The 24,336-nt window shown below is 73.9% G+C and carries 20 protein-coding genes and 1 tRNA gene; 6 read left to right on the plus strand and 15 right to left on the minus strand.

The genetic code is table 11. From position 1 onward, the window contains the following. Nucleotides 1-38: 38 nt before the first annotated feature. From ACFVSN_RS23720 to ACFVSN_RS23730, 3 genes are all read right to left on the minus strand, one after another. On the minus strand, nucleotides 39-1,562 hold the full coding sequence (locus tag ACFVSN_RS23720; RefSeq protein WP_387589253.1) for a S28 family serine protease: 1,524 nt from the start codon (nucleotides 1,560-1,562) through the stop codon (nucleotides 39-41). A gap of 139 nt (nucleotides 1,563-1,701) precedes the next feature. Then, on the minus strand, nucleotides 1,702-2,601 hold the full coding sequence (locus ACFVSN_RS23725) for a trypsin-like peptidase domain-containing protein (protein WP_387956535.1): 900 nt from the start codon (nucleotides 2,599-2,601) through the stop codon (nucleotides 1,702-1,704). Between the two features lie 165 nt (nucleotides 2,602-2,766). Further along, nucleotides 2,767-3,453, minus strand: a complete 687-nt coding sequence (locus ACFVSN_RS23730) for a TetR family transcriptional regulator (protein ID WP_380506508.1) — start codon at nucleotides 3,451-3,453, stop codon at nucleotides 2,767-2,769. 163 nt (nucleotides 3,454-3,616) lie between these two features. Here ACFVSN_RS23730 and ACFVSN_RS23735 point away from each other — a divergent pair, with 163 nt between their 5' ends. The 3 genes from ACFVSN_RS23735 to ACFVSN_RS23745 all read left to right on the plus strand — a co-directional run bounded on the left by ACFVSN_RS23735 (nucleotide 3,617) and on the right by ACFVSN_RS23745 (nucleotide 5,151). Further along, nucleotides 3,617-3,772, plus strand: coding sequence for a hypothetical protein (locus ACFVSN_RS23735; RefSeq protein ID WP_380439356.1), 156 nt, complete (start codon nucleotides 3,617-3,619; stop codon nucleotides 3,770-3,772). A gap of 87 nt (nucleotides 3,773-3,859) precedes the next feature. Beyond that, entirely contained in the window at nucleotides 3,860-4,144 is a 285-nt protein-coding gene (locus tag ACFVSN_RS23740) for a hypothetical protein (protein WP_380439354.1), read from the plus strand. A 125-nt stretch (nucleotides 4,145-4,269) separates the two neighbouring features. Continuing rightward, nucleotides 4,270-5,151: a metallophosphoesterase family protein gene (locus tag ACFVSN_RS23745; protein WP_387956536.1), complete on the plus strand. Its 882-nt coding sequence runs from the start codon at nucleotides 4,270-4,272 to the stop codon at nucleotides 5,149-5,151. 173 nt (nucleotides 5,152-5,324) lie between these two features. Here the strand turns inward: ACFVSN_RS23745 and ACFVSN_RS23750 are convergent, their stop codons facing one another. From ACFVSN_RS23750 to ACFVSN_RS23785, 8 genes are all read right to left on the minus strand, one after another. Next, nucleotides 5,325-7,883 (minus strand): FtsX-like permease family protein, encoded by a 2,559-nt coding sequence (locus tag ACFVSN_RS23750; protein ID WP_387956574.1) that lies wholly within the window; start codon nucleotides 7,881-7,883, stop codon nucleotides 5,325-5,327. Between the two features lie 20 nt (nucleotides 7,884-7,903). After that, nucleotides 7,904-8,659 (minus strand): ABC transporter ATP-binding protein, encoded by a 756-nt coding sequence (locus tag ACFVSN_RS23755; RefSeq protein ID WP_380493467.1) that lies wholly within the window; start codon nucleotides 8,657-8,659, stop codon nucleotides 7,904-7,906. Continuing rightward, the gene (locus ACFVSN_RS23760; protein ID WP_380439346.1) at nucleotides 8,656-8,943 is read right to left on the minus strand and encodes an SHOCT domain-containing protein; all 288 of its coding nucleotides are present in this window, start codon (nucleotides 8,941-8,943) and stop codon (nucleotides 8,656-8,658) included. The genes ACFVSN_RS23755 and ACFVSN_RS23760 overlap by 4 nt, the downstream gene beginning before the upstream one ends. 274 nt (nucleotides 8,944-9,217) lie before the next feature. Further along, nucleotides 9,218-9,895 carry a response regulator gene (locus ACFVSN_RS23765; protein WP_387589239.1) on the minus strand — a complete coding sequence of 226 codons (678 nt, stop codon included), beginning with the start codon at nucleotides 9,893-9,895 and terminating at the stop codon, nucleotides 9,218-9,220. After that, the gene (locus ACFVSN_RS23770; RefSeq protein ID WP_380506523.1) at nucleotides 9,892-11,181 is read right to left on the minus strand and encodes a sensor histidine kinase; all 1,290 of its coding nucleotides are present in this window, start codon (nucleotides 11,179-11,181) and stop codon (nucleotides 9,892-9,894) included. Before ACFVSN_RS23770 ends, ACFVSN_RS23765 begins: the two co-directional genes overlap by 4 nt. Before the next feature lie 115 nt (nucleotides 11,182-11,296). Beyond that, nucleotides 11,297-13,909, minus strand: a complete 2,613-nt coding sequence (locus ACFVSN_RS23775) for an ATP-dependent Clp protease ATP-binding subunit (protein WP_387956575.1) — start codon at nucleotides 13,907-13,909, stop codon at nucleotides 11,297-11,299. A gap of 85 nt (nucleotides 13,910-13,994) precedes the next feature. Further along, nucleotides 13,995-14,687, minus strand: coding sequence for a VIT family protein (locus ACFVSN_RS23780; RefSeq protein WP_387956538.1), 693 nt, complete (start codon nucleotides 14,685-14,687; stop codon nucleotides 13,995-13,997). A gap of 144 nt (nucleotides 14,688-14,831) precedes the next feature. Then, nucleotides 14,832-14,906, minus strand: a tRNA-Val gene (locus ACFVSN_RS23785). 168 nt (nucleotides 14,907-15,074) lie between these two features. On the opposite strand from ACFVSN_RS23785, the gene ACFVSN_RS23790 reads away from it, so the two are divergent. Both ACFVSN_RS23790 and ACFVSN_RS23795 read left to right on the plus strand, forming a co-directional pair. Further along, nucleotides 15,075-16,418 carry a hypothetical protein gene (locus ACFVSN_RS23790; protein WP_387956539.1) on the plus strand — a complete coding sequence of 448 codons (1,344 nt, stop codon included), beginning with the start codon at nucleotides 15,075-15,077 and terminating at the stop codon, nucleotides 16,416-16,418. A 123-nt stretch (nucleotides 16,419-16,541) separates the two neighbouring features. Then, the gene (locus tag ACFVSN_RS23795) at nucleotides 16,542-16,760 is read left to right on the plus strand and encodes a zinc ribbon domain-containing protein (RefSeq protein ID WP_380439336.1); all 219 of its coding nucleotides are present in this window, start codon (nucleotides 16,542-16,544) and stop codon (nucleotides 16,758-16,760) included. A 43-nt stretch (nucleotides 16,761-16,803) separates the two neighbouring features. On the opposite strand, the gene ACFVSN_RS23800 is transcribed toward ACFVSN_RS23795, so the two are convergent. The 3 genes from ACFVSN_RS23800 to ACFVSN_RS23810 all read right to left on the minus strand — a co-directional run bounded on the left by ACFVSN_RS23800 (nucleotide 16,804) and on the right by ACFVSN_RS23810 (nucleotide 21,492). After that, on the minus strand, nucleotides 16,804-17,640 hold the full coding sequence (locus ACFVSN_RS23800) for an HAD family hydrolase (RefSeq protein ID WP_387956540.1): 837 nt from the start codon (nucleotides 17,638-17,640) through the stop codon (nucleotides 16,804-16,806). After that, on the minus strand, nucleotides 17,640-20,225 hold the full coding sequence (locus ACFVSN_RS23805) for a phosphoribosyltransferase (RefSeq protein WP_387956541.1): 2,586 nt from the start codon (nucleotides 20,223-20,225) through the stop codon (nucleotides 17,640-17,642). Before ACFVSN_RS23805 ends, ACFVSN_RS23800 begins: the two co-directional genes overlap by 1 nt. A gap of 64 nt (nucleotides 20,226-20,289) precedes the next feature. Continuing rightward, entirely contained in the window at nucleotides 20,290-21,492 is a 1,203-nt protein-coding gene (locus ACFVSN_RS23810; protein WP_387956542.1) for an HpcH/HpaI aldolase/citrate lyase family protein, read from the minus strand. A 395-nt stretch (nucleotides 21,493-21,887) separates the two neighbouring features. On the opposite strand from ACFVSN_RS23810, the gene ACFVSN_RS23815 reads away from it, so the two are divergent. Beyond that, nucleotides 21,888-23,084, plus strand: a complete 1,197-nt coding sequence (locus tag ACFVSN_RS23815) for a TerD family protein (protein ID WP_387956543.1) — start codon at nucleotides 21,888-21,890, stop codon at nucleotides 23,082-23,084. A 138-nt stretch (nucleotides 23,085-23,222) separates the two neighbouring features. Here the strand turns inward: ACFVSN_RS23815 and ACFVSN_RS23820 are convergent, their stop codons facing one another. After that, nucleotides 23,223-23,963, minus strand: coding sequence for a Tellurium resistance (locus ACFVSN_RS23820; protein ID WP_380439442.1), 741 nt, complete (start codon nucleotides 23,961-23,963; stop codon nucleotides 23,223-23,225). Nucleotides 23,964-24,336: the final 373 nt, after the last annotated feature.

The raw sequence follows: 24,336 nt of genomic DNA on the forward strand, positions 1-24,336 counted from the left end.
AGGCGGCCTTCCTGCGTGCGTGGTACCCGGCTACGACACTAGAGCGGGTGGCGCTCCAGCTTCTGGCCCTCCTCGTCGAGCGGGCCGAACGGCGGGATCCGGTACTGCGACGACGGTGCCTGCGACTGCGACTTCGCGAGCGAGCGCGCGTCGTCCTGGCCACCGGCCAGGCCGGCCCACTCCAGCACCTTGGCGGTCGCCGCGGCCGACTCCTCGGCCGGCAGCTTGCCGATGTTGGAGCCGTGGTTGCCGCCCGGAACGGTGTAGACGTAGCAGTCGTCGCTGCCCCGGCCGAGCTCGAACGGCTTGGCGCCCCACGGGTCGTTGCCGCCGTAGACGAAGATGATCCGCTCGGCCTCGCGCTTCACCCAGCGGTCGATGTCGGGCATCGCCTTCGGGTTGAAGGTGGTCGGGATCTCCTTGGGCACGTACGCGCGGGGCGCGTACAGCTCCTTGTAGTCGTAGTGCAGGAGGTCCTTCAGGTACGAGACGTCGAAGTAGGGCGCGCCGAGTTCGGTCGCGGCCTGGTAGTAGTACGCGGTGTACTTGGCGAGGCCCTGGTCGCTGGAGCTGGTCACGCCCTCCTGCGCGTCGAACCACTTGTACAGCTCGTCGTCGGTCGCGGTGGCCGCCACCGGGACCTTCGCGCAGTCGGACTGCAGGCTGTACTGCCAGAAGCCCCAGACCACGTCGAGCACGCTGCCCTCGTAGGCCCGGTCCACCGAACCGACGACGGCGAAGGTCGAGCCGGCCGCCTTGTTGTCGGCCGTGAAGCGCGTCTCCAGCCGGTCCCGGCGCACCAGCAGCTCGCGCTGCACCGCGTCGAGCGCGGCCCGGCACTCGGGGGTGCCGACGTTCCGGAAGAACTCGGAGTACGGCGCGTCGTCGTTCACGTCGGTGTTGTTCGGCGCGACGTACGCGATCGTGCCCGCCACGTCGTCCGGGTAGAACCGGCGGTAGTAGGTGGAGGACATTCCGCCCTTGCTGGCGCCGGTGGAGAGCCACTCCTGCTGGTAGATCTCCTTGAGCGCGGTCACGATCCGGTGCGAGTCGGCGGCCGCCTGGCGGATCCCGGCCTTGGTCCAGTCCGCCGGCTCCGGGCGCGACGGGGTGAAGTACCGGTACTCGATGGAGACCTGGTTGCCGTCGACCAGCCGGGTCGGCTCGGTGCGCGAGGGCGTGGTGCCCAGCGTGTAGCCGTTGGTGTAGAAGACGGTCGGGCGGTCGTAGCCGCGGTGCAGCACGCTGATGCGCTGCTGGAATGTGCCCAGCCAGGGACGGAAGTGGTCGATCGGCTGGGTGTAGGTGAGGAGGAAGTACCGGTGGTCCGCGTCGGTCGGCTTCTCCTCGGTGATGGTCATCCCCGGGATCGCCGCGAGGCGGGCCTTGATGTCCGCGGTCGGGTCGGCGGCCACGTCGCGCTGCGCGTGGGCGGCGGTCGCGGCCGTGCCCTGCGCGAACGCCGGGGCCTGCGCGAACGCCGGGGCCGCCAGGCCGCCGCCGGCGCTCAGCAGCGGTATCAGCAGGGCGGAAACCAGCAGTCTTCTGAACCTGGTGCTCATCAACTCTCCATCTGGTCAACGGATATGACAGCTGCCTCATCGGCACTACTCTGCGGTGCGGTTGGTGCGGCGGCCGCCCGGTGGACGGCCGAATGGGCCACCCGCCGGGTGGCGGGCGGCCCATCGCGGAAGGTGCTGGTCAGGGGCGGGGAAGGGCACAGCCGGGCAGGGTGAGGTCGAGGACGTTCCCGGCGCCGAAGCAGGGCGGGATGATGTACGTCTCCTGGGCGTAGCCGATGCCCTGGTGGACCGTCACCGCGCCGCCCTGGTCGACCTCGCACGGGTTGTTCAGCGTGCAGGACTGGCCGTTCTCGTTGATCGTGTTGTTGACGGCGACCAGCAACCCGCTGTTCGCGTCGACCACCGGCGAGCCGGAGGTGCCGCCGATCACGTTGCAGCCGGACGTGTAGCGGACCGAGTCCTTGAACGTCCAGTCCGCCTCCCGCAGTTGGTAGGCGAAACCGTCGACCGAGCACGAGTAGATCCGCTTCCAGTAACCGGAGACCACCCGGATGTCGGCCCCCTGGGCGGGGTGGTCGGCGGAGACGGTCAGCGGGGCGATCCCGTACTGCGCCTGGATCGTGTCGTAGCTGGAGTCGAGCTGGTAGATCGACACGTCGGTGTCGGTCATGGCGCCGTAGACCACCTTGACCGCGTTCAGCGTGCCGAGGTCGGCGCCGGAACCGTCGAGCAGGGTGAACGTCCGGCTGGACGGCTGGTCGGTGACCACCTGACCGGGGCCGGGCATACCGGACTCCAGGCAGTGGCCGTTGGACAGGACGAGTGCGGGGTCACTGCCTGCCGAGCCGGGCATCCGGACCAGCGACCCGGAACAGTTGTCGAGCGCCACACTGCCGGTGAAGTCGACGGCGGCATCCGCCGGGGCGGGGGCGGCGATGGCGCCCTTGGCGCCCGTCGCGACATTCGCAAGGGGGGCGGCGTTCGCAAGGGGGGCGGCCTGTGCCGGGGCCAGTCCGGCCAGCGTGGTGGCTCCGGCGACCAGGACCGTCGCGAGCATGCCTATGAGCGGCTTCCTCATGAGAGACCTCTCGGTGTGGGGGTCCACCAAAGCTGTCGCGGACATGACTAGATGTCAAGAGGTCCGCCGCCACCGAGAGGTCAACGGAGAGATCAACTGAGAGGTCGCTTGGAAGGGCCGGAGCACACCCCGGCCGCGGTCATCGACTCCGGCCGACCGGTGCGCTCAACTCCTCTGCCAGTGGCGCCGACCGACGCTGATCAGGCGCAACTGCAGCCGGGCCGTCGCGGCGATCCGCCCTTCGCGGCCCGGATCGGCCTCCTGAGCCTCCAGCGCTTCCAGGAACGCGGCGGCCGTGGACACCATGTGGTCCACGTACAACTCGGCGAGCATCCGCAGGTCACCCTCGCTCCAGCCCGCCGAGACCGGCTGGAGCCCGAGCGCCGCACCCACCTCCGCCGCGAAACGGCCGAGTTCGGCGTCGATCGCCTCCCGCACCCGCCGGACACCGCCGTGCCGCTCGCGCGCGAGGAAGCGCACGTGCGCACGGTTCTCACGGACGTGCCGCTGGATGACGTCGACCGCACGGTCGATCAGCTCCTCGGCGCCGCCCTCCCCGACGAGCACCGAGCGGATCATGAGGTGCAGGCTCGCCAGCGACTCCTCGACCAACGCGACGCCGAGCGCGGCGAGGTCCGGGAAGTGCCGGTAGAACGCGGCCGGCGACAGCCCGGCGGCGCGGGTGACCTCGCGGACGCCGAGGCTCGCGAGATTCTGATCGGCCAGCAGGCGCAGACCTGCGTCCAGCAGCGCCCGGCGGCTCTGCTGCTTCTGGGCCTGTCTGACGCCGACGGTCTCGGGCTGCTCGGCCCCTGCGCTCCGGGGCGACTCGGCCCCCTCGGTGTGATTCACGCCATTCAGTAAACAACTGTTTGCCGAACCTGGCCAGCCCGGCGTAGAGTGAGGCCAACTCGGTGAACACTTGTCAACCGAAACCGGGGTCAGGCTCGACGCCGAGACTGAACCCGACGTCGAACCCGAAACCGAAGCCGAAACCGGAAAGGACTGGTCGGCCGTGATCCTGCTCTCCGCCCTCGTCGCCATGGGTGTCCTGATCGGCGCCGCCGCACACACCTCGCTCCCGGTCTTCCTCACCGCCTCCGCCGCCATCACCGCCTGGCTGCTCGCCTTCGGCGCCCGCGAGGGCATCGCCCGCCTGCGGCAGCGCTGAGCCCCTGCCGCCCTCGGCTCCTTCCGACCCAGCTCCTTTCTCCGCCCCTTTCACCGCTCCTTTCACCCGAGAGGACCCGCCACCGTCATGAGCACCGTCACCGACCACCAGCCGGCCACCGCGAGCCAAGCGACCGTCACCGAGGCCGACAACCTCGCCGTCGCCTCCTTCCTGCTCGGCCTCCCCGGCCTGCTGATCTTCAACATCGTCCTCGGTCCGCTGGCCATCGTCCTCGGCACGCTCGCCCTGGTCCGCGGCACCCGGCGACGCGGCCGGGCGGTCCTCGGCCTCGTGCTCGGCGTCGCCGCGCTCGCCGTCTTCACCGCCACCACCGTCTCGGCGCACGGCGTGATCATGGAGTTCGGCTCCTGAACCGGACCCCCAGCTCCTGAGCCCGGCCGCGTCCCCGCGCGCCGCTGAGCTCCGCGGTTCCGCCCCGCGAACCCGGCCCTGCCCCGTACTGTGGCGGCATCGACCGGTGACCACAGGGGGCAGGAGTGACGACCGAGTACGGCAGCGGAGCGCAGCCGGGGAGCGGCGCGGCGGGCGGGAGGCTGCTCGCCGTCAGCGACCTGCACATCTCCTACGAGGAGAACCGCGGCCTGGTGGAGAAGCTCCAACCCACCAGCCCCGACGACTGGTTGATCGTCGCCGGTGACGTCGCCGAGCTCTCCACCAGTATCGAGTGGGCGCTCGGACTGCTCGCCGAACGCTTCGCCCGCGTGGTGTGGGCCCCCGGCAACCACGAGCTGTGGACCCACCCCGAGGACCCGGTGCAGCTGCGCGGCGTGGCCCGCTACGAGCACCTGGTCGCCATGTGCCGCCGGCTCGGGGTGCTCACCCCCGAGGACCCGTACCCGGTCTGGCAGGGTGCCGGCGGGCCGGTCGCCGTCGCCCCGCTCTTCCTCCTCTACGACTACTCCTTCCGTGCTCCGGGCGCGACCACCAAGGAGGAGTCCCTGGCGGCCGCCTACGAGAGCGGCATCGTGTGCGCGGACGAGCGGCTGCTGCACCCCGATCCGTTCCCGGACCGCGACTCCTGGTGCCGCGAGCGCGTCCGGCTGACCGAGCAGCGGCTCGCGGCCTGCGACCCGGACCTGCCGCTCGTCCTGGTCAACCACTACCCGCTGGTCCGCCACCCCACCGAGATCCTCTGGTACCCCGAGTTCGCCCAGTGGTGCGGCACCGAGCTGACGGCCGACTGGCACCGCCGCTTCAACACCGCCGCGATGATCTACGGCCACCTCCACATCCCGCGCAAGACCAGCTACGACGGCGTGCCCTTCGAGGAGGTCTCGCTCGGCTACCCGCGCGAGTGGCGCCGCCGCGGCCTGCCGGACCCGCTGCTGCGGGAGGTGTTCCCGCGGGCGGCGGACTGACGTCCCGGCCGGGTGCCGGGTCGGTGCCTTCTCCTGGGGCGTTCACCATGTCCGTTCCTTGGCCCTCCTTCCGCTGAGCCCTTCCTCGTCCTGGGCCCTTCTTTGCTGTCGGTCCTTCTCCGGCCTGGGCTCTTCTTCGGTCACCTCCCTGTGGTCCCGCGCTCTCCCGCCGGTCAGTCCGTGGCGATCGCCCGCAGGATGTCCAGCCGTGCCGCCCGGCCCGCCGGGCGGAGCCCGGCCACCGCGCCCGCCAGCAGACCGGCCGTCAGGACCACCGCCAGCTGCACCGGCGGTATCGCGAACGAGCCCGTCCCCGCGCTGTCGGAGGCCCGCACGAGCGCCCAGCCGAGGAAGGCCCCGAGGCCGAGCCCGCCGACCGTCCCGAAGGCGGCCACCAGCACCGACTCCCAGCGCACCATGCCCCGCAGCTGCGCCCTGGTCTGGCCGACCGCCCGCAGCAGGCCCAGCTCCCTGGTCCGCTCGTGCACCGCCAGCGTCAGCGTGTTGGCGATGCCCAGCAGCGCGATCAGCACCGCCAGCGCCAGCAGGGCGTAGACCACCGAGAGCATCGTGTCGACCCCGGCGGCCGCACTCGCCGCGTACTCCGCCCGGTCCTGCACCTGCGGACCGCCGTACGGGACCAGCGCCTGCTGCACCGCCGCCTTGCCGGCCGCCGGGGAGACGCCGGCCCGCAGCCCGACCGCGACCAGGGTGTCGCTGTCCTGCCCCCGGTGGGGCGCCCAGGCCTGGCGGGTCATCAGGTAGTCACCTGCCAGCCCGCCGCCCTCGTAGAGCGCGCGGATGGTGAAGGGACCGCTCGCGCCGTCCGCGAAGCCGACCGTCACGCTCTGGCCGAGCTTCCAGCCCTGCTGCTCCGCCTCGCCGCGGGAGACCGCCAGTCCGTCCGCGCCGAGCGCGTCCAGCGAGCCCTCGACCCGGCCGAGGTCGACGATCCCGGCCAGGCGGGCCGGATCGGTGACGTCCAGCACCCGGCCGTGGCCGTCGATCCGGGCCACGCCGCGGCCGAGGCCGACCGTCTGCCGCACCTCGGGCAGCCCCGCGAGCGCGTCGGCCGCCTTGGGGCTGATCCCGCTGCCGCCCGCGCCGAACGACGGTGCGGTGACGGCGAGATCGCCCGCGAAGGACTTGTCGACCGTGTCGTCCAGGGTGGCCTTGATCGACGCACCGAAGACGGTGAACAGCGTCACCACCGCGACCCCGATCATGAGCGCGCTCGCCGTGGCCGCCGTCCGGCGCGGGTTGCGGGCCGCGTTGCGACGGGCCAGGGTGCCGGAGACCCCGCGCAGCCGGGGCAGTGGCGCGCCCAGGACCCGTACCGCGAACGCCGCCGCGACCGGCCCGAGCACCACCACGCCGACCAGCACCGCGAGCGCCCCGCCGGCCGTCAGGAGCACCGACGGACCGTCCGTGGCACCGAGCACCGCCGCCGGCACCCCGCCCGCGATCAGCAGGCCCCCGAGCAGCACCCGCAGGACGCCCGAACGCCCCTGGGCCGCCCGGTCGACGCCGGTCTCGCGCAGCGCTGCCAGCGGTGCCGTCCGCCCGGCCCGCACGGCGGGCAGCAGCGCCGAGCCCACCGCGACCAACGTTCCGACCGCGAGCGGCAGCACCACCGCTGCGGTGCTGATCACCATGCCGCCGGTCGGCAGCGCGAAGCCGAGCACCGAGAACAGCGCCTTGAGCCCGGTCGCCACCCCGATCCCGCCCAGCAGCCCGCCGAGCGAGGCCAGCACGCCGACCGCCAGGGCCTCGGCGAGCGTCGCCGCGAGCACCTGGCCGCGGACCGCGCCGAGCGCCCGCAGCAGCGCGTTCTCCCTCGTCCGCTGGGCGACCACGATCGCGAAGGTGTTGTGGATGGTGAACGTGGCCACCAGCAGTGCGATCCCGGCGAAGACCAGCAGCAGCGTGGTGAACATGCTCAGGAAGCGCCCGGACAGCTGCTGGGTGCTCTCCCGGGTGGCCGCCGCGCCGGTGACCGCCTGCACCCCGGCCGGCAGCCGCGGCGCGATCCGGGCCGCCAGCTCCTGCTGGGAGACCCCGCCCGTCGCGCGGAGTTGGATCGAACTGGCCTGCCCCGCGCCCTCGGGAGTGAGGTGGCGCTCGGCGTCCGCGAACGTCATCGCCGTGAACGTGCTCGGCCCCATGCCATCCGCGCTCGCGCCGAAGGTCGCGATGCCGACAACGGTGACCGGCACCGGATCGGGCGTGCGCAGCACGGTGGTCGAACCGACGTGCAGCCCACCGCTCTTGGCGGCCCCCCGGTTGATCACGACCTCGCCCGGGGCGGCCGGCGCCCGGCCCTCGGCCAGCCGGTACGGGTTGAGCCGACCGTCGGCGAGCCAGTTCCCCGCGAGGGTGGGCGGGCCCTGGCCACCGATCGGTCTGCCGTCGGCGCCGACGAGTTGGCCCGCGCCCTGGACGGACGGCTCGGCGGCCGCGACCCCGGGCACGGCGCGCAGCCGGTCGGCGAGCGCCGCGTCCACCGGTGCCCGGACACCGCCGGCCGTCCCCGGGGAGTCGAGCACGTCGGCGCTGCGCACGACGACGTCGGTGCCCGCGTTGGCATCGGCGAAGAGGGTGTCGAAGTTGGCCCGCAGGGTGTCGCCCAGCACCATCGTGCCGGTGAGGAAGCTGACGCCGAGCAGGATGGACAGGAGCGTGCCGGCCAGCCGCCGCTTGTGAGCGCGCAGCGAGCGCAGGCCGAGGCGCATCACGACCGGGTCGAGGACCGTCACGACCGCCCCCGTTCGAAGGCCTTCATCCGGTCCAGCACCAGTCCGGACGTGGGCCGCTCCATCCGGTCCACCAGGCGTCCGTCGGCGAGGAACAGCGCCTCGTCGGCGTACCCGGCCGCCGTCGGGTCGTGGGTGACCATGACGACGGCCCGGCCCATCTCGTCCACCGCGCGGCGCAGCAGGCCGAGGACCTCGCCGCCGGTGCGGGAGTCGAGGTTGCCCGTCGGCTCGTCGGCGAAGACCACCTGCGGCCGCCCGGCCAGCGCCCGGGCCACCGCGACCCGCTGCTGCTGGCCGCCGGAGAGCTCGCTCGGCCGGTGGTGCAGCCGGTCGCCGAGGCCGACGACGTCGATGAGGGTCGTCAGCCAGGCCTCGTCGGGGGCGGCCCCGGCGAGGTCCAGCGGAAGGGTGATGTTCTCCCGGACGGTGAGCGTGGGCACCAGGTTGAACGCCTGGAACACGAAGCCGAGCCGCTCCCGGCGCAGCAGCGTGAGCCGCCGGTCGCCCAGTGGGCCGAGCTCGGTGTCCCCGATCCACGCGCGGCCGGCCGTGAGGGTGTCGAGGCCGGCCGCGCAGTGCATCAGGGTGGACTTGCCCGAGCCGGACGGTCCCATGATCGCGGTGAAGCGCCCGGCCGGGAACTCCACCGTGACGCGGTCCAGCGCCCGGACCTCCGTGCCGCCGACGCCGTAGACCTTCACGGCGTCGGCGACCCGGGCGGCGGTGCCGTGCAGGACGTCGAGGGTCGTCACTTCCCGGCACCTCCCCCCGCCCCGTCGCGCGGCGACCGCGGCGACTCGCTGAGCACGGCCCGCTTCGAGCGGTACTCCTCGGCGTCGATGTCGCCCTCGGCGTAGCGGCGGCCGAGGACGGCCAGCGGGTGGTCGGCTCCCGCGCGGTACCCGCAGCCGCGGCGCCAGACCGTCCGGCGCAGCACGAAGATCACCAGGAACACGACGGCGATCCAGATCAGCGGGAAGAACAGGATCCAGGGACCGGGCCCGTGCCCGTCCCAGTCGGCGAGCAGCGTGTACATGGGTGGTTCATCTCCTCGGCGTGGGGCCTCCAGGACCTCGGGCGGTTTCCCGAGGTGACTAGAGCGTCCCGCCGGGCGGTCTCATCACGCGTCCCACCGGCAGAGGCAGTTGGGGTACTCCCGAGGGAGTACGAGCGGGCTGCGACACGCCGGGGAGGAAGTAGCCGGAGCGGAAGCAGCCGGGAGGAAGTAGCCGGAGAGGGACGAAACGTCGCCGGGGAGGCGGCGGCCAGGGGCGGCCCGGCCACCAGGAGGAGCGCCGGGCCCCGGACGCTCAGCCCAGCCAGCCCGGCCGCACGAGCCCCGACTCGTAAGCGAGCACGACGAGTTGTGCCCGGTCCCGCACGCCGAGCTTCACCATCGCCCGGCTGACGTGCGTCTTCGCCGTCAGCGGGCTCACCACCAGCCGCCGCGCGATCTCCTCGTTCGACAGCCCCATCCCCACGAGCGCCAGCACCTCGCGCTCCCGCTCGGTGAGCCCTGAGACGTCCGCCAGCCCGGCCGGCCCCGCCTCCGGCGCCTTCGAACGCGCCGCGAACTCGCCGATCAGCCGCCGCGTCACGCCCGGGGAGAGCAGCGCGTCCCCCGCGACGGCGACCCGGATCGCGCGAAGCAGGTCGGCCGGGTCGGTGTCCTTGACCAGGAAACCCGCGGCCCCCGACCGCAGCGCCTCGAAGACGTACTCGTCCAGCTCGAAGGTGGTCAGCACGACCACCCGGACGGAGGACAGCGAAGGGTCCTCGGCGATCCGCCTGGTCGCCTCCAGGCCGTCCATCCGCGGCATCCGGATGTCCATCAGGACGACGTCCGGCACGAGTTCGCGGGCGAGCAGCACCGCGGCCTCGCCGTCGTCCGCCTCCCCGACCACGGTGATGTCGTCCTGCAGCGACAGCAGGGCCCGGAAGCCCGCCCGCACCAGCAGTTGGTCGTCCGCCAGCAGTACCCGGATCACTCGCCCTCCGCCTTCGGTGTCGGCAGCTCCGCCCGTACCCGGAAGCCGCCGCCCGGCAGCGCTCCCGCGGAGATGGTGCCACCGAACGCGCCCGCCCGTTCCCGCATGCCGGCCAGCCCGCTGCCCGATCCGCCGGCGTCGCCGAGCACCGCCGGGCCCGGGTCCTCGACCCTGACGACGAGCGCCTCCGGATCCGTCCAGTCCAGGACGACGACCGCCTCGCGCGCCGCCGAGTGCCGGACGACGTTGGTCAGCGCCTCCTGGACGATCCGGAAGGCGGTGAGGTCGGCCGCGGCGCTCAGGGGCCGCCGGTCGCCCAGCTCGTGCACCTCGGCCGTGAGCCCCACCCGGTCGGCCTGGTCGGTGAGTTCGTCGAGCCGGGCCAGCCCGGGCGCCGGGCCGCGCGGCGCCGCCCCGGGCCCGCGCAGCGTCGCGAGCACCTGGCGGACCTCGCCGAGCGCCTCCTTGCTGGTCGACTTGATGGTGGCCAGCGCCGCGCGGGCCTCCTCCGGCCGCTGGTCCAGCAGCGCGAGCCCGACCCCCGCCTGGATGTTGATCAGCGACAGGCTGTGGGCCAGGATGTCGTGCAGCTCCCGGGCCATCTTGAGCCGTTCCTCGTTGGCCCGGCGCTGCTCCAGCTGCTGCCGGTAGGCCCGGTGGGCGGCGATCCGCTCGCGCCGGAACCGGATGATCTCGGCGATCGCCAGCACGAGCAACAGCCAGGCCAGCAGGCCGAGTTCCTGCTGCCACGAGAACGCTGTGCGCGGCACGCGCTGCCAGCCGTCCGGCAGCACGAAGGTGACCAGGACGTGCACCAGGTACACCCCAACCATCCCCGCCCAGGCCGCCCTGCGGCGCCCGCAGGCGATCGCCGAGCAGCAGGCGATCAGCCAGCTCGCGAACACCGGCCCGTACGGGTACCCGGCGGCCAGGTACCCCGCGGTGACGACGGAGGTGCCCGCCACCGCCGGCACCGGCCGGCTGCGGCACACCACCAGCAGGGCCGGGCCGAGCAGCAGCAGGACGTAGCCGAACGCGTCCAGCGGGACCCGCCCGCTCTGGTGCCGCCCGGCGAACGACGACCCGACCACCTGCACCACGGCGACGCCCACCGCGAGCCCCAGCGACCGGCCGCCCCAGGCACCCCGCACCCACGGCGGACGCCACGGCTCGGGCGGCGGCCCGGCCGGACCGTCGGCGGGCGTGGGGCCGTCCGCGGCACCGGGCTCGGCCCCGCTCCGACCGGGCGGCCGCTCCGACGGCGGCGGGGACATCGGCGGCATCATGCCCGGAAGGCTAGACCCGCGCCCCGCCCGCGCGCGTCCTCCACCAGTGGCGTTCGGGCGTACTCCCCCGGGAGTACGCCCCTGCGGGCCACGCCCGGAACCCGGCCGCCGCGGCTCACCCCCTCGCAGCCGCGCCGGCCTCCGCATCGGCCGCCCTGGCCCCGGTCCCGACCCCAGTCCCGGCTCCGGTCCCGGCTCCGGTCCCGGCCCCGACCGCCGCCTTTGCCTCCGCCTCGTCGAAGGTCGCCGACGGCTCCGGCCGCGCCAGTGTGACCACCAGACCGCCCTCCCCCACGTCCGCGATCAGCGTGTCCCCTTCCCGCACCGTGCCGTCCAGCAGCAGGTTGGACACCCGGTTGTCCAGCTCCGACTGGATCGTCCGGCGCAGCGGCCGGGCCCCGAACTCCGGCTGGTACCCCCGGTTGACCAGGAACTCCTTGGCCGCCCCGGTCACCTCCAGCCGCACGTCCTGCGCCCTCAGCCGGCGCCGGCTGCGCTCCAGCAGCAGGTCCACGACGGACAGCAGGTCCTTGCGCGTGAGCGCGTGGAAGACGATCACCTCGTCGATCCGGTTGAGGAACTCCGGCCGGAAGTGCAGGCGGAGGTCCCGCATGAGGTCGTCACGGATCTCGTCGACGTTCCCCACGTGGTCGAGGATCCGCTGCGAACCGATGTTGCTCGTCATGATCACCACGGTGTTGCGGAAGTCGACCGTACGCCCCTGGGAGTCGGTCAGCCGCCCGTCGTCCAGCACCTGGAGCAGCAGGTTGAAGACGTCCGGGTGCGCCTTCTCCACCTCGTCGAACAGCAGCACGCTGTACGGCTTGCGGCGCACCGCCTCGGTGAGCTGCCCGGCCTCGTCGTAGCCGACGTACCCGGGCGGCGAGCCGACCAGCCGGGAGACGGTGTGCTTCTCCTGGAACTCGCTCATGTCGAAGCGGACCATGCGGTCCGGGTCGCCGAACAGCAGCGCCGCCAGCGCCTTCGCGAGCTCCGTCTTGCCGACGCCGGTCGGCCCGAGGAAGAGGAAGGAACCGGTCGGCCGCTCGGGGTCGCCCATCCCGGCCCGGCCGCGGCGCACCGCCTGGGACACCGCGGTGACCGCCTCGTCCTGGCCGATCACCCTCTCGTGCAGGTGCTCCTCCAGCTTGAGCAGCCGCTCCCGCTCGGTCGCGTTCAGCTCCGCCACCGGGATGCCGGTCCGGGAGGAGAGCACCTGCGCGATGTCGTCCGCGGTGACCGCGACGACCTCCTCACGGGACTCGGCGACCGCCGCCAGCTCGTCCTCGGTCTGCCGCAGTTCGGTCTTCAGGTTGGCGGCCCGCACGAACTCCTCGTCCGCGACGGCCTCCTCCAACTCCCGCTTGAGCTTGGTGATCCGGTCCTGCACCGAGGTCGCCGCGGTCGAACCGGACAGGCTGCGCAACCGCACGCGCGCGCCCGCCTGGTCCAGCAGGTCGATCGCCTTGTCGGGCAGGAAGCGGTCACTGACGTACCGGTCCGAGAGCGTCGCCGCCGCGTCCAGCGCGTCGTCGCCGAACCGCACCTGGTGGTGCGCCTCGTACGCGTCGCGCAGCCCCCGGAGGATCTCCACGGTCTCCTCGACGCTCGGCTCCGGCACCAGCACCGGCTGGAAGCGGCGCTCCAGCGCGGCGTCCTTCTCCACGTGCTTGCGGTACTCGTCCAGCGTCGTCGCCCCGACCACGCTCAACTCGCCGCGCGCGAGGGCCGGTTTGAGGATGTTGCCGGCGTCCATCGAACCCTCGCCGCCACCGCCCGCGCCGACCACCGTGTGCAGCTCGTCCAGGAACAGGACCACGCTCTTCTCGGCCGCCGTGACCTCGTCGATCACGTTCTTCAGCCGCTCCTCGAACTCGCCCCGGTACTTCGAGCCCGCCACCAGCGCGGTCAGGTCCAGGGTGACCACGCGCTTGTCCCTGAGGCTCTGCGGCACGTCCCCCGAGACGATCCGCTGCGCCAGCCCCTCCACGATCGCCGTCTTGCCGACGCCCGGCTCGCCGATCAGCACCGGGTTGTTCTTGGTGCGGCGGGACAGGATCTCGACGGTCTGCTCGATCTCCTCGGCCCGCCCGACCACCGGGTCCAGCCGGCCCGAACGGGCCTCCTCGGTGAGGTCCCGCCCGTACTCGTCGAGCGTCGGCGTCCCGCTCGGGTGCGCGCCCGTACTGCTGCGCTCCCCGCCGACGCCCCGCCCGTCCAGCACCGTCTTCAGCGCCTCCTGCGAGGGCGCCGCGTTGCGCAGCGCCGCCCCCGCGCCCGAGCGCTCCTGGTCCAGCAAGGCGCCGAGGATGTGCTCCGGACCGATGTACGACGCCCCCGCCGCCTGCGAACGGGCGTGCGCCGCGAGCAGCGCGCGCTTGGCCGAGGGCGTGAGTGCCGGCTGCCCGTCCACCGCCGGCGCGGGGCCGGACGGCAGCACCTGCTCCAGGTCCGCGGACAGCTCGTCCGGATCGATGCCCGCCCGCTCCAGCATCCGGCGCGAGGGCTCCACCCGGGTGGCCGCCCAGGCCAGGTGCGCGGTGTCGAGGTCGCTGCTCCCGTCCTCCGCCGCGCGGTGCGCCGCCATCGCCAGCAGCTCCTGCGACGACTCGCTCAGCAACCGGCCGATCGGCACCCGCTGAACGGCGGGCGGGGAGGCCAGCGGACTCATCCCGAAGAACCGGCTGAGCAGGTCGGAGAACGGATCGCTGGATCCGAACGGGGGCATGGTCACGACGGCTCACCTCTCCCAAGCGGTTTGCTGCCACACAAACACAGGCCGTGGCGGCCCGCCTCCGGAAGCTCCGGCACGCTCACCCGGTGAAGCGGTCCAACAACACGCCCCCGCTGTACGTCACCGCCATCGCCAGCAGCCCGCCCGCGACGTTGCGCAGCACCGCACGCACCGGACCCGCCCCGCCGAGCCGGGCGCTCGTCCACCCGGACAGCGTCAGCGCCGCCACCACCGCCACCACCGTCACCGGCAGCCGCCACGACTCCGGCGGCAACAGCACCGCCAGCAACGGGACCAGCGCCCCGAGGGTGAACGCGGCGGCACTCGCCAGCGCCGCCTGCCACGGATCGGTCAGCACCTGCGGGTCGATGCCGAGCTCGGTCTGCGCGTGCGCGGCGAGGGCGTCCCGCTCGGTCAGCGCCACCGCCACCTCACGGGCGAGCCCGTCCGTCAGCCCGCTCCCCCGGTAGTAGTCCGTCAGCTCGTCGAGCTCCCCCTCCGGATCCTCCGCCAGCTCCCGCCGCTCCTTCGCCAACGCGGCCCGCTCGGTGTCCCGTTGGGTGCTGACCGAGACGTACTCACCGGCCGCCATCGACATCGCCCCCGCGAGCAGCCCAGCGACCCCCGCCGCCAGCAACGCCGTCCGCGACCCCGCCGCCCCCGCGACACCCGTCACGATCCCCGCCGTCGACACCACCCCGTCATTGGCCCCGAGCACCGCGGCCCGCAACCAGTTCAACCGCGCCGACAACGCCGCCCGCGACTCGTCCACCCCCCGATCCTCACCCGCCCCAACACCCCCCGCCACCCGCAGCACCCCCACCCGACGGACCAAAATGAGCCCCTCACCACCACGCCCCACAACGCCGAAAGGGCCGGCCCAGGAATGACTCCTGAACCGGCCCTTCGAGACAACTGGTGGGCGCGGACGGTTTCGAACCGCCGACATCTGCTTTGTAAGAGCAGCGCTCTACCACTGAGCTACGCGCCCCCCGTCGCGGCCCGGTGGGGGCACGACGACTGCCTAGGGTACCTGGTCGTCGGGGGTGGTGTGGTGCGGGTGGGCGGGGAGTGGGGTGGGTGGGGGTGCCGGTGGGGTGGGGTGATCGGGGACAATGGCGGGCGGATCAGCGGTCGGAGCAGGGAGCGCGCAGTGTCGGTGGGACGGCGTCGGGCGGGGAGCGGGCTGGCCGAGGCGCTGGTGCTGCCGGTGGTGCTGGCCGGCGCGCTGGGCGCGGTCGGGCTGGCGTCGGCCGGCGGTGGCGGCTGGTGGGGGCGGCGCGGTGGCGACGGCGTGCGGGCGGACGCCCGCGCGGCGCGGGACGCCGCGCAGGAGGCGTTCTACGAGCTGGACTCGACGCAGCGCGAGGTGCAGCTGGCGGTGGAGACCGTCCGGGCCGCCGGGAACGCCGCGACCTCGCAGCGGACGCAGGCGGACTTCGACGCGATCTCCGGCCGGGTCGACCAGGTCACCGTGAACTACCTGGCCGCGCTGGACGCGTACGACCTGGACGACGAGACGCTGGACGCCGGCGCGGCGGCCCGGGCCCGGCGCGTCCTGGAGGACGTGCGGGGCCGGCTGGGCTCCGCGCGGGCCGAGCTGAACGACTTCCTGCAGCGTCTCCAGCCGGTGCTCCAGCACGCCGAGCAGCAGTTGATGCGGGTCACCCCGGCGGTCGAGCAGGCGAAGCGCGCGCTGCTCGCGGCGAGCAACGCGCTGGACGCCGCACGCGCCGCGGGCCTGCGGGCGGACGACCTGGCGGCCCGGCTGGCCGAGCTGGCGCCGGAACTGGGCCGGCTGAACGAGGGCGCCGCCCGGCACGGCGTGGCGGCGACGCTGCAGCGGGCGGAGACCGTCGCGCAGCAGGCGGGGGCGATCACGGCCGACGCCGCGCAGCTGCCCGAGCGCGCGCGGGAGATCGACCGCCGGCTGTCCAGCCTGCGGACCCGTGTCCAGGCACTGGAGACCAAGGCCGAGACGGTCGGGCCCGCGCTGAGCGAGCTGCGCCGCCGGTTCAGCACGGCCTGCTGGCAGGACCTGCAGCGGGTGCCGGAGCAGGTGGCGGAGGCCGGCCGGTCGGCGGAGGGGAAGCTGGCGGAGGCGGCGCGGGCGCGCGACGAGCAGCGCTGGGCGGACGCGACCGGCGCGATCGGTACGGTGCGCGCCCTGCTGGACACCGCGGACGGCTCGGTCGCCGCGGTCAACGAGCGGCTGCGGCAGCTGAACGAGGTGCAGCACGACCCGAGCCGGGAGGTCGAGCGGGCCCGCTTCGCCGTCCGGGACGCGCAGCGGCTCGCGATGGCCGGCCGGCACGCGCCGGACCCGCGGCACGCCGCGCCGCTGGACGAGGCGGTCGCGCGGATCGACCGGGCGCTCGCAACGCTGGAGGAGGGCGGCCGGCACCCGGACTACTGGCTCTTCCTGACCGAACTGGCGGCGGCCCGGGACACCGCGGCCCGGGTGATCGAGCTGATCCGCGGCGACCTCGGCTCCCATCGCTGATCCGCGGCGACCAGGGATCACGCCGCCGAGCCGCGGCGGCCTCGGATCCACCGCTGAGCCGCGGCGGCCTCGGATCGCACCGCCGAGCCACCCGACCGGCCCGCTCGTCGGTACCCTGCGGGTATGCCACGCTACGACTTCCGCTGCCGCTCCTGCGGCGCCACGTTCGAACTGCGCCGCACGATGGCGCAGGCCAACGACCCCGCCGTCTGCCCGCAGGGCCACGAGGACACCGTGAAGCTGCTGTCCGCCGTCGCCGTCACGGGCGGCGCCGGCAGCAGCGCACCGCAGTCCGCCCCCTCCGGCGGGGGCGGCTGCTGCGGCGGGGGTTGCTGCGGCTGAACACCCCGCCGGACACCCCGCCGAACGCCCCACTGAACGCGCCCTAAAGGGCTCCCCGCACCCCCGCCAGGAACCGACGGACGATCTCCTCCCCCGCCGCCACCCCCGTCTCCGCCAGGGCGGTGACGCCGGGGGCCGTCCAGCCGCGGTCGGCGAGTTCGCCGTGCCCGGGGCGCCAGGCGGCGTCGGCGGCGAGCAGCAGGTCGGCGTCGAGCAGGGAGTCCCCGGCGGCGAGGACGGTGCCGGCGCCGGTGCGCCGGACCACCTCGGCCAGGGCGGCGCTCTTCGTCAGCCCCGCCGGGACGGCGTACACCTTGCGCCCCTGGAGCGAGACGGTCCAGCCGCGTTCGGCGCACCAGCCGGCCAGGTCGTCGAGCCAGCCCGCCGGCATCCGCGCCCGCTCGACGACGCAGTAGACGAACGACCCGTCGGCGACGCGCCGCCGGTGGACCCACTCCTGGTCGGCCCCCAACGCCAGGCGGTCGACGACCTCGGCGAGCGGCGCCGAGGCGGCGGCGACCCGGCCGGTGATCTCCGCCCGCCAGTCGCCGTCCGGCACGCCGTCGACGAGCAGTTGCCCGCCGTTGGCGCAGATCGCGTACGCGGGGGTCCAACCCTGCTGCGGGCCCGGCAGGTTGACCCGTTCGTACTGCTCGACGGTCCGGGTGGTCGCCGGGACGAACCAGGCCTCCCGGGCGAGTTCGGCGAGCAGCGCCGCGGCCCGTTCGGTGACGAATGAGTGCGCCCTGCCCTCGTACACCTCGACCGACAGCAGCCGCGGGGCGTGCCGGTCGGGGGCGGTCAGGGCGAGGGCCTGGTTCGAGTAGACGAGGGTGCGGTCGAGGTCGCTGACGACCAGCGAAGAGAGTCGGGCGTGCATCAGGCCTCCCCCACAACGGCCGTACCGGAAGCCCCGGTTGCTCCCCGACTGTAGCGCGGGTGGATGAGGCCGACGCACGTGTACGGCAAGTCGTCGACCTCCTCCACCGGTACCCCGCGCTGCGCGGCGAGCAGCCGCACGTGGTCGAGGTCGGCGCCGGCGCCGCGCCGGGCGAGCACCCGCCAGGGGACGCGGCGCAGCAGCACCCGGGTGGTCTCGCCGACGCCGGGCTTGACGAGGTTCACGCTGCCGATGCCGTACTCCGCGGCGATCCGCTCGACGGCGGCCCAGCCGGCCCAGTCGGGCGTGCGGTCGGGGTCGGTGGCGAGCCGGCCGGCGGCGAGCGCGACCTCGTCCCGGACGGCCGCGAAGTGGCCGGCCACGGTGTCGAGGAAGGCGGCGGAGACGTCCCCGTCGGCCAGCTCGGTGTAGTGCTTGGCGCCGTGGAAGTCGTCCGGGCCGATCAGGTCGCCGCGCAGGACGGTGCGCGAAACCAGCCCGGACACCGTGGAGTTGAGGCAGGCGGAGGGGATCAGGAAGTCGTCCCGGGTGCCGTAGGTGCGCACGCAGCGGCCGGGGTCGGCGAGCACGGCGAGGCCGGGGTCGAAGGAGGTGCCGGCCAGGGCGGCGGCGAGTTCGCGGGTGATCGCGCCCTTGCCCGTCCAGCCGTCGACGAACACGACGCCGGAGGCGTGGTGGTGGGCCGCGAGGTAGCGCAGCGCGACGGGGTCGAGGCCGCGGCCGCGGACGATCGAGACGGCGTAGTGCGGCGCGTCGAACCCGTGCGCGAAGGCGAGCCAGCGGCGCACCAGGATGCCGACGGGCGTCCCGGCCCGCGCCAGCGACGCGAGCACCAGACCCCGGCCGCGCTCGCGCAGCAGTGTCTCGGCGACGGTACCGACGGCGACGGCCATGCGGCGGGCGGAGGCGCGCAGCGCCTGGTGGTACAGCTCCTGGTACTCGGGGCTCGGCCGGTACTCGACCGGGAGCGACTCGGCGTAGTGAGCACCGCCGTGCTGGACGGCCTCCTCGCGCTCCTCGGTGGGGGCTTCGAGCGGGACACCGGAGAGGTCCTTGAGCAGCCAGGCGACTTCGTCGGGGCGGTAGGAGGAGAACCCCGGCCCCCTCAACGGCTGCGGGAAGGCCAACGGCTGCGGGAACGCCAGCGGCTCCGGGAAGGCCAGCGGCTCCGGGAAGGCCGACGGCTCCGGGAACGGGAGTGACGGATGCACGGGAGCCTCCGGCCGGTACGACGGCAGCACCGCGAGCACCACCCGGTCGGTGACCTGCCGCAGCTGCGTGAGCAGCGCGCGCTCGCCCTCGGCCAGCGCGGCCGTGTCGGCGACGTCGTCGACGACCAGCACGACGGCGCCGAAGCGGCGGTCGGGGTCGGCGCCCGGGGCGACGTTGTAGGCGTAGCGCTCGCGCGGGGCGTCGTCCTGCGGGTCGTCGTGGGCGGGGAAGGCGAGGCGGGTGCGGATGGCGTAGCCGGGGTCGTCGACGGCGAGGACGGGCGAGCGGGTCGTGGTCGAGTACCGCACGCGATCCCCTCCCAGCCGGTCGGCGAGGGCGCCGGCCAGCCGCAGCGGCGCGTACATCAGCTCCTCGAAGCCCAACACCAGGATCCGGTCAGGGAGTTCGCCGACAAGACCGCCACCACCACCGTCACCGTCCCCGAGACCACCACCGAGACTGCCCCCGAGACCACCACCGAGGGCGTCGGCCAGCTGCCCGGCCAGGCGGGGCAGGGCGGCGTCGAGGCGGGCGCGGTCCGCGGGGGTGAAGCCGTGCCGCCCGCCGTCCGGGAGGGCGGTCGGCCAGTCGAGGGGGACGCGGACGAGCGGGGCGGGCGTGGCGGCGGGCGGGAGTTCAGGCGCCGGACCGACGTCGGCTATCAGGCGTTCGGCGCGGTCGAGTATGTCCCCGGGCAGCCGGACGGCGCCGCTGGCGGTGGCCACCAGGTCCAGGCGGACGCCGAGTTCGGCGGCGAAGTCGGCGAGCCGGTGGCGGTCCGCCTCGGTGCGCAGGTCGACCAGGGCGACGAGGACGTAGTGGGAGCGCGGATGGCGCGCGTGCAGTTCGCGGATGGTGTTGAGGACGGTCGTGCCGGTCGAGAGCTCGTCGTCGACGAGCACCAGGGGACCGTCACCGGCGAGGAGTCGGGGGTCGGCCGGGAGCAGCAGGTGCGCGGTCGCGTGCGAGTGCTCCTCCGCGAAGCCGCCGAGCGGTCGCACGCCGGGCACGGGGCGCCGGGTGGAGTGGAGGCAGGGCGCGTCGAGAACATCGGCGACGCTGTGGCCGAGCGCCGTCGCGGTCTCCGCGTACCCGAGGACGACGGCGCGCGCGGCGGCCTCGGCGCCGAGCAGCGCGCGGACCCGCAGGCCGAGGTCGAGCCCGGCGCCGTGGACGACGGAGGGGCGCTGCGGCACGTGCTTGCCGAGCACGGTGGAGACCAGCAGGTGGGCGCGTTTGCGGTTCTCGCGGAGGGCGAGGCCGACGAGGTCGGGGAGGTGGTCGGAGCCGACCAGGCCGACCCCGGCCCGCTCGGCGACCCAACGGCCGGTCCACGTTCGCTGTGCTGTCACTGCGGTCCCGCTTCCACTGGTACGACTGGTACGACGGCATGTTCTTCGCGAGTCCACGAGGCGCTCACCCGTCCAAGGTGCTCACCAGCAACTCCGCGAAGCCCACGTCCTCCCGCGCCACGCCGAACACCTCGGCGCGCAGCAGCACCCGCTCCGCCCAGGTCCGGTGCGGCCGGGCCTCGTTCATCTTGTTGGTGTACGCCGAACGCAGCACCCCGCCGCCGCCGCGCTCCTGCCGGAGGACGTCCTGGGCGTCGCAGTACTCCTCGTGCGTGACGACGGAGAGCGCGTGCACCGCGGGCACGTGGCTGGGGTGGATGCAGGTCTTGCCCAACAGTCCGTTGGCGCGGTCGAGTTGGATCTCCCGGATCAGCCCGTCCAGGTCGTGCTCGATGATCCGCCGCCGGACCCCCTCGCCCGCGCCGGACCCCTGGCGCGAGCCGGACGTGAACGACGTGAACGGGGTGCGCCGCAACTGCGGGCGGAACATCCGCTCCTGGTGCGGGAAGTACTCCCAGACCGGGCCCGTGATGGTGTGCCCGGTGCCGTCCGCCCGCCCGAGGACGTTGACGACGTCGCCGATCACCCCGGCCACCAGCGCGACGTCGTACGCGGTGAGGTCGGGCGAGCGCCGCAGGCCGTACGCGGAGCAGAGGTCGGTGACGCCGAGGCGGACGGCGAGCACGCGGTCGCGGTGCTCGGCGAGCAGGCGGGCGATGCCGGACAGCTGGGTGCGCCGGGTCTCCAGGTGGGCCAGCTCGGGCGACTCCAGGACGGGCATCGCGAACAGCCGTCGCCCGCAGGCGTGCTCGGCCTCGGCGAGCGCGGCCAGGTACGCACCGCCGGCGTGCTCGGTGAACTTGGGCAGGACGAAGCCGCTGAGCAGTCCGACGGCGGCACCGAGCCGCCGGGTGAGATCGACGATCTGGGAGGGGGTGCGAACTCTGATGAAGAGCAGGGGATGGGACTGTGCGCAGTCGGTGAAATCCCTAACCAGGTCACCCAACTGCTCGACGAGGTTGCGCTCCCCCGCGGCCACCTCGTGGTCGGCGATGGCGTCCTCCAGGCAGAGGACCATCGAGACCACGCCCCGAGCAGCCTGTTTGCGGATGTCGGCGGCCAGCGCGGGCCGCGTCGCGGGGCTGTAGAGGGTCCCGCCGAGGGCGGTGGCGAGCAGCGCCGGGTCGCCGTCGGCGGAGAACGGCCGGGGCGGTTCGAGGAAGAGCCGGCCGCGTACGTCGTCGGCGAGGTGGCCGAAATGGCGCAAGGTGCTCTCCTCAGGGGTTTCGACGCCCGCCGGCACGTTTCCGGGGTGCGAAGCGGCGCGCGGCGGCGCGGGACGACACGAGAGTTAACCGGTCCGCCCGTCGCGGTGGTTCCCGATCACCCGTCCGTGTGCACCGCCGGTACCGTCCCGTCCGGGGCGCCCGGTGCGCCCGGCCGTCGGACGCACCGCGCGCCGGGGGGGGCGACTTCCGGCCGAAGACGACCGGTCCCGCACCCTGCTCCGCACGGCCACCGGAAGGCTATCGTCCACTTGACCCGGCCCAGATCGCATCAGGGAGCGGGCGGCCAAACGCAAGGCTTGGCAAAATCCGGCGCGATCCCGGCTGCTTCGGTCACGTTGTCCGAAGGGGTGGCGAACAGGCAGGATGGTCGGCTATGACGCACGTGATGGCCAAGGGCGCCAACATCGCACTGCCGGCGGCGGCGGTCCGCGCCGTGCTGCGCTGGAGCGCCACGCCCGGTGCGCCGGACGTGGACGCGTCCGCGCTGCTGCTCGGCACCGACGGCAGGGTCCGTTCGGATGCCGACTTCGTCTTCTACAACCAGCCGCGGCACCCCTCCGGCCTGGTGCGCCATCTGCCCAAGCAGCGGACCCCGGACGGCACCGAGATCACCGACACCGTCGAGGTCGAACTCGCCAAGCTGACCGCCGACGTCGACCGGGTGGTGCTGGCGGGCTCCTCCGAGGGCGGCGCCTTCGGCACGGTGACCGGGCTGCGCGTGCTGCTCTTCGACGCCTCGACCGGCGAGAGCGGGCCCCCGATCGCCGAGTTCGCGATCACCGACGCCGACACCGTCACCGCGCTGGTCGTGGGCGAGCTGTACCGGCGCTCGGGCACCTGGAAGTTCCGGGCGGTCGGCCAGGGCTACAGCGCCGGGCTGATCGGGCTGGCGACCGACTTCGGCATCACCGTCGACGACGAGGCCGAGCAGGCGGTCCAGCAGGCCGCCGCCGCACCGACCGGCCCGCCGCCCGCCGTCGGCCAGGCCCCCGGCCACGCCGTCGACCCGCGCAGCACCCCGCTGCCGACGTCCGGCCCGGCGGCCGCCCGGCCCGAGCCCGGCACCTTCACGCTGGCCCCGGCCGTCCCGGCATCCGCCGCCGCGGCCACCCCGCCCCCACCCGCCACGGCACCGACGGCCGGCCCCGCCGCGCCCCCGCCGCCGCCGGCGAACCCGCCCACGATGACCCCGCCGCCCGGCTCGCCGGCGCCGAACACACCCCCGCCGTTGCCACCCACGCACCCCGCCCCGCAGCCCGGCACCGGTTACGGCTACCCGCCGCCCCCGCAGCCCGGCACGGGATACGGCTACCCGCCGCCGCCCGGACACGCCTCCCAGCAGCAGCCCGCCCAGGGCTACGGCTACCCGCCGCCCCAGCCCGGCACCGGGTACGGCTACCCGCCGCAGGCACCGGTCCCGCACCAGCAGCACCCCGGCGGCTACGGCTACCCGCCCCAGGCCCAGCCGCCCCGGCAACCCCAGCCGCCGGCCGCGCCGACGACCCAGAACCAGCCCCCGGCCGAGGAGTTCGCGCTGCCCCCGCAGGGCCCGCAGTTCCAGCCCCGCTGAGCAAAACCCCGCTGTGCAAAACCCCGCCGAGCGAAACCCGCACAGCAAAGCCCCACCCAGCGAAACCCGCACAACGAAGCCCCGCCGAGCCCGCAGAATGCCCGGCGGGGCCGTCACGGCCGTCACGGCCGCCGCCGCTCAGTCGCCCTGGTTCTTGTACCCGCGCTGCCACTGCATCCCGAACCCGTACAGCCGGTCGATGTCCGCCTGGAACCCGTTGACGTACCGCACCTCGCGGCGCACCGTCAGCTGGTTGTCCCCCGCGTTCTCGATCAGCACCACCGCGCAGGACCGCGCCGCCCGGGTCCGCTCCTCCAGCTTGATCTCGATCCGCGGCCCGGTCTGCGGCACGATCGTCACCACCGCGTGGGACTGCTCGAAGGCCGGGGTCCCGTCGTAGATGTAGACGAAGATGAGCAGCCGCTTGAACTTGTCCTTCTTCTCCAGGTTCACGTACATCGTCTCGCCCGACGGCGCCCCGTACTGGTCGTCGCCGCTGAGCTTGATGTACGGCGGGTCCCGCAGGTCGCCGAAGAAGTTGCCGAGCGGCTGCACCACGCCCCGGGTGCCGTCGGTGAGTTCGTACATGCACGCCAGGTCGAGGTCGACGTTGACCTGTTCGTTCACCTGGGACGCCGGCTCCACCGGGCTGAAGATGCGCGGGCTGAAGAAGCGCTTGAGCGTCTCCCGCCCGCTGGGGCGGCCGGCGCTGGAGCGCATGGTCCAGTGCAGGTTGACGTAGAGGTAGCCGGTGGTGGCCGCGGCGCCGGTGATCGCGTGCTGCGGGGCCGACTTGGTGAGGGTGACCTTGTGCTGGCCGCCCGGGTTGTCGAAGGTGTAGCTCCGGTCGCCGCGCAGGTACTCCCAGATCGAGACCATCCAGTCCTCCCCCTGCTCCCGCCAGGCGATCTGACGGTGCGCCGCTCCATGATCGGGCATCGGCCCGGCCGTCGGATACCCCGGCCTCCTCCTCCCCTACCCGATCCGGCCGCCCCGCGTTCACCGAAGTCCGCGGAAGGGCCGATTGGCGGGAGGAAGCCGCCCTCCCGTAACATGCCGCCCCTTCGGACGCGATATCGTCTAGCCGCACAGGTGTCCCGTCCGCCCCTGCGCGGGCGCGGTGGGCACACCGTGCGGCGACGAACGAGACGGACGGCCCGTCAGACCCGGTCCGTACGACCGGACCTGACCGCCCGTACCGCTCAGCCCCGCTCGCCCGTGAAACTGTCCCCTGCGGAAACCCGAGGCCCGA

The organism is Kitasatospora sp. NPDC057904 (assembly GCF_042887925.1).
Lineage (GTDB): Bacteria > Actinomycetota > Actinomycetes > Streptomycetales > Streptomycetaceae > Kitasatospora.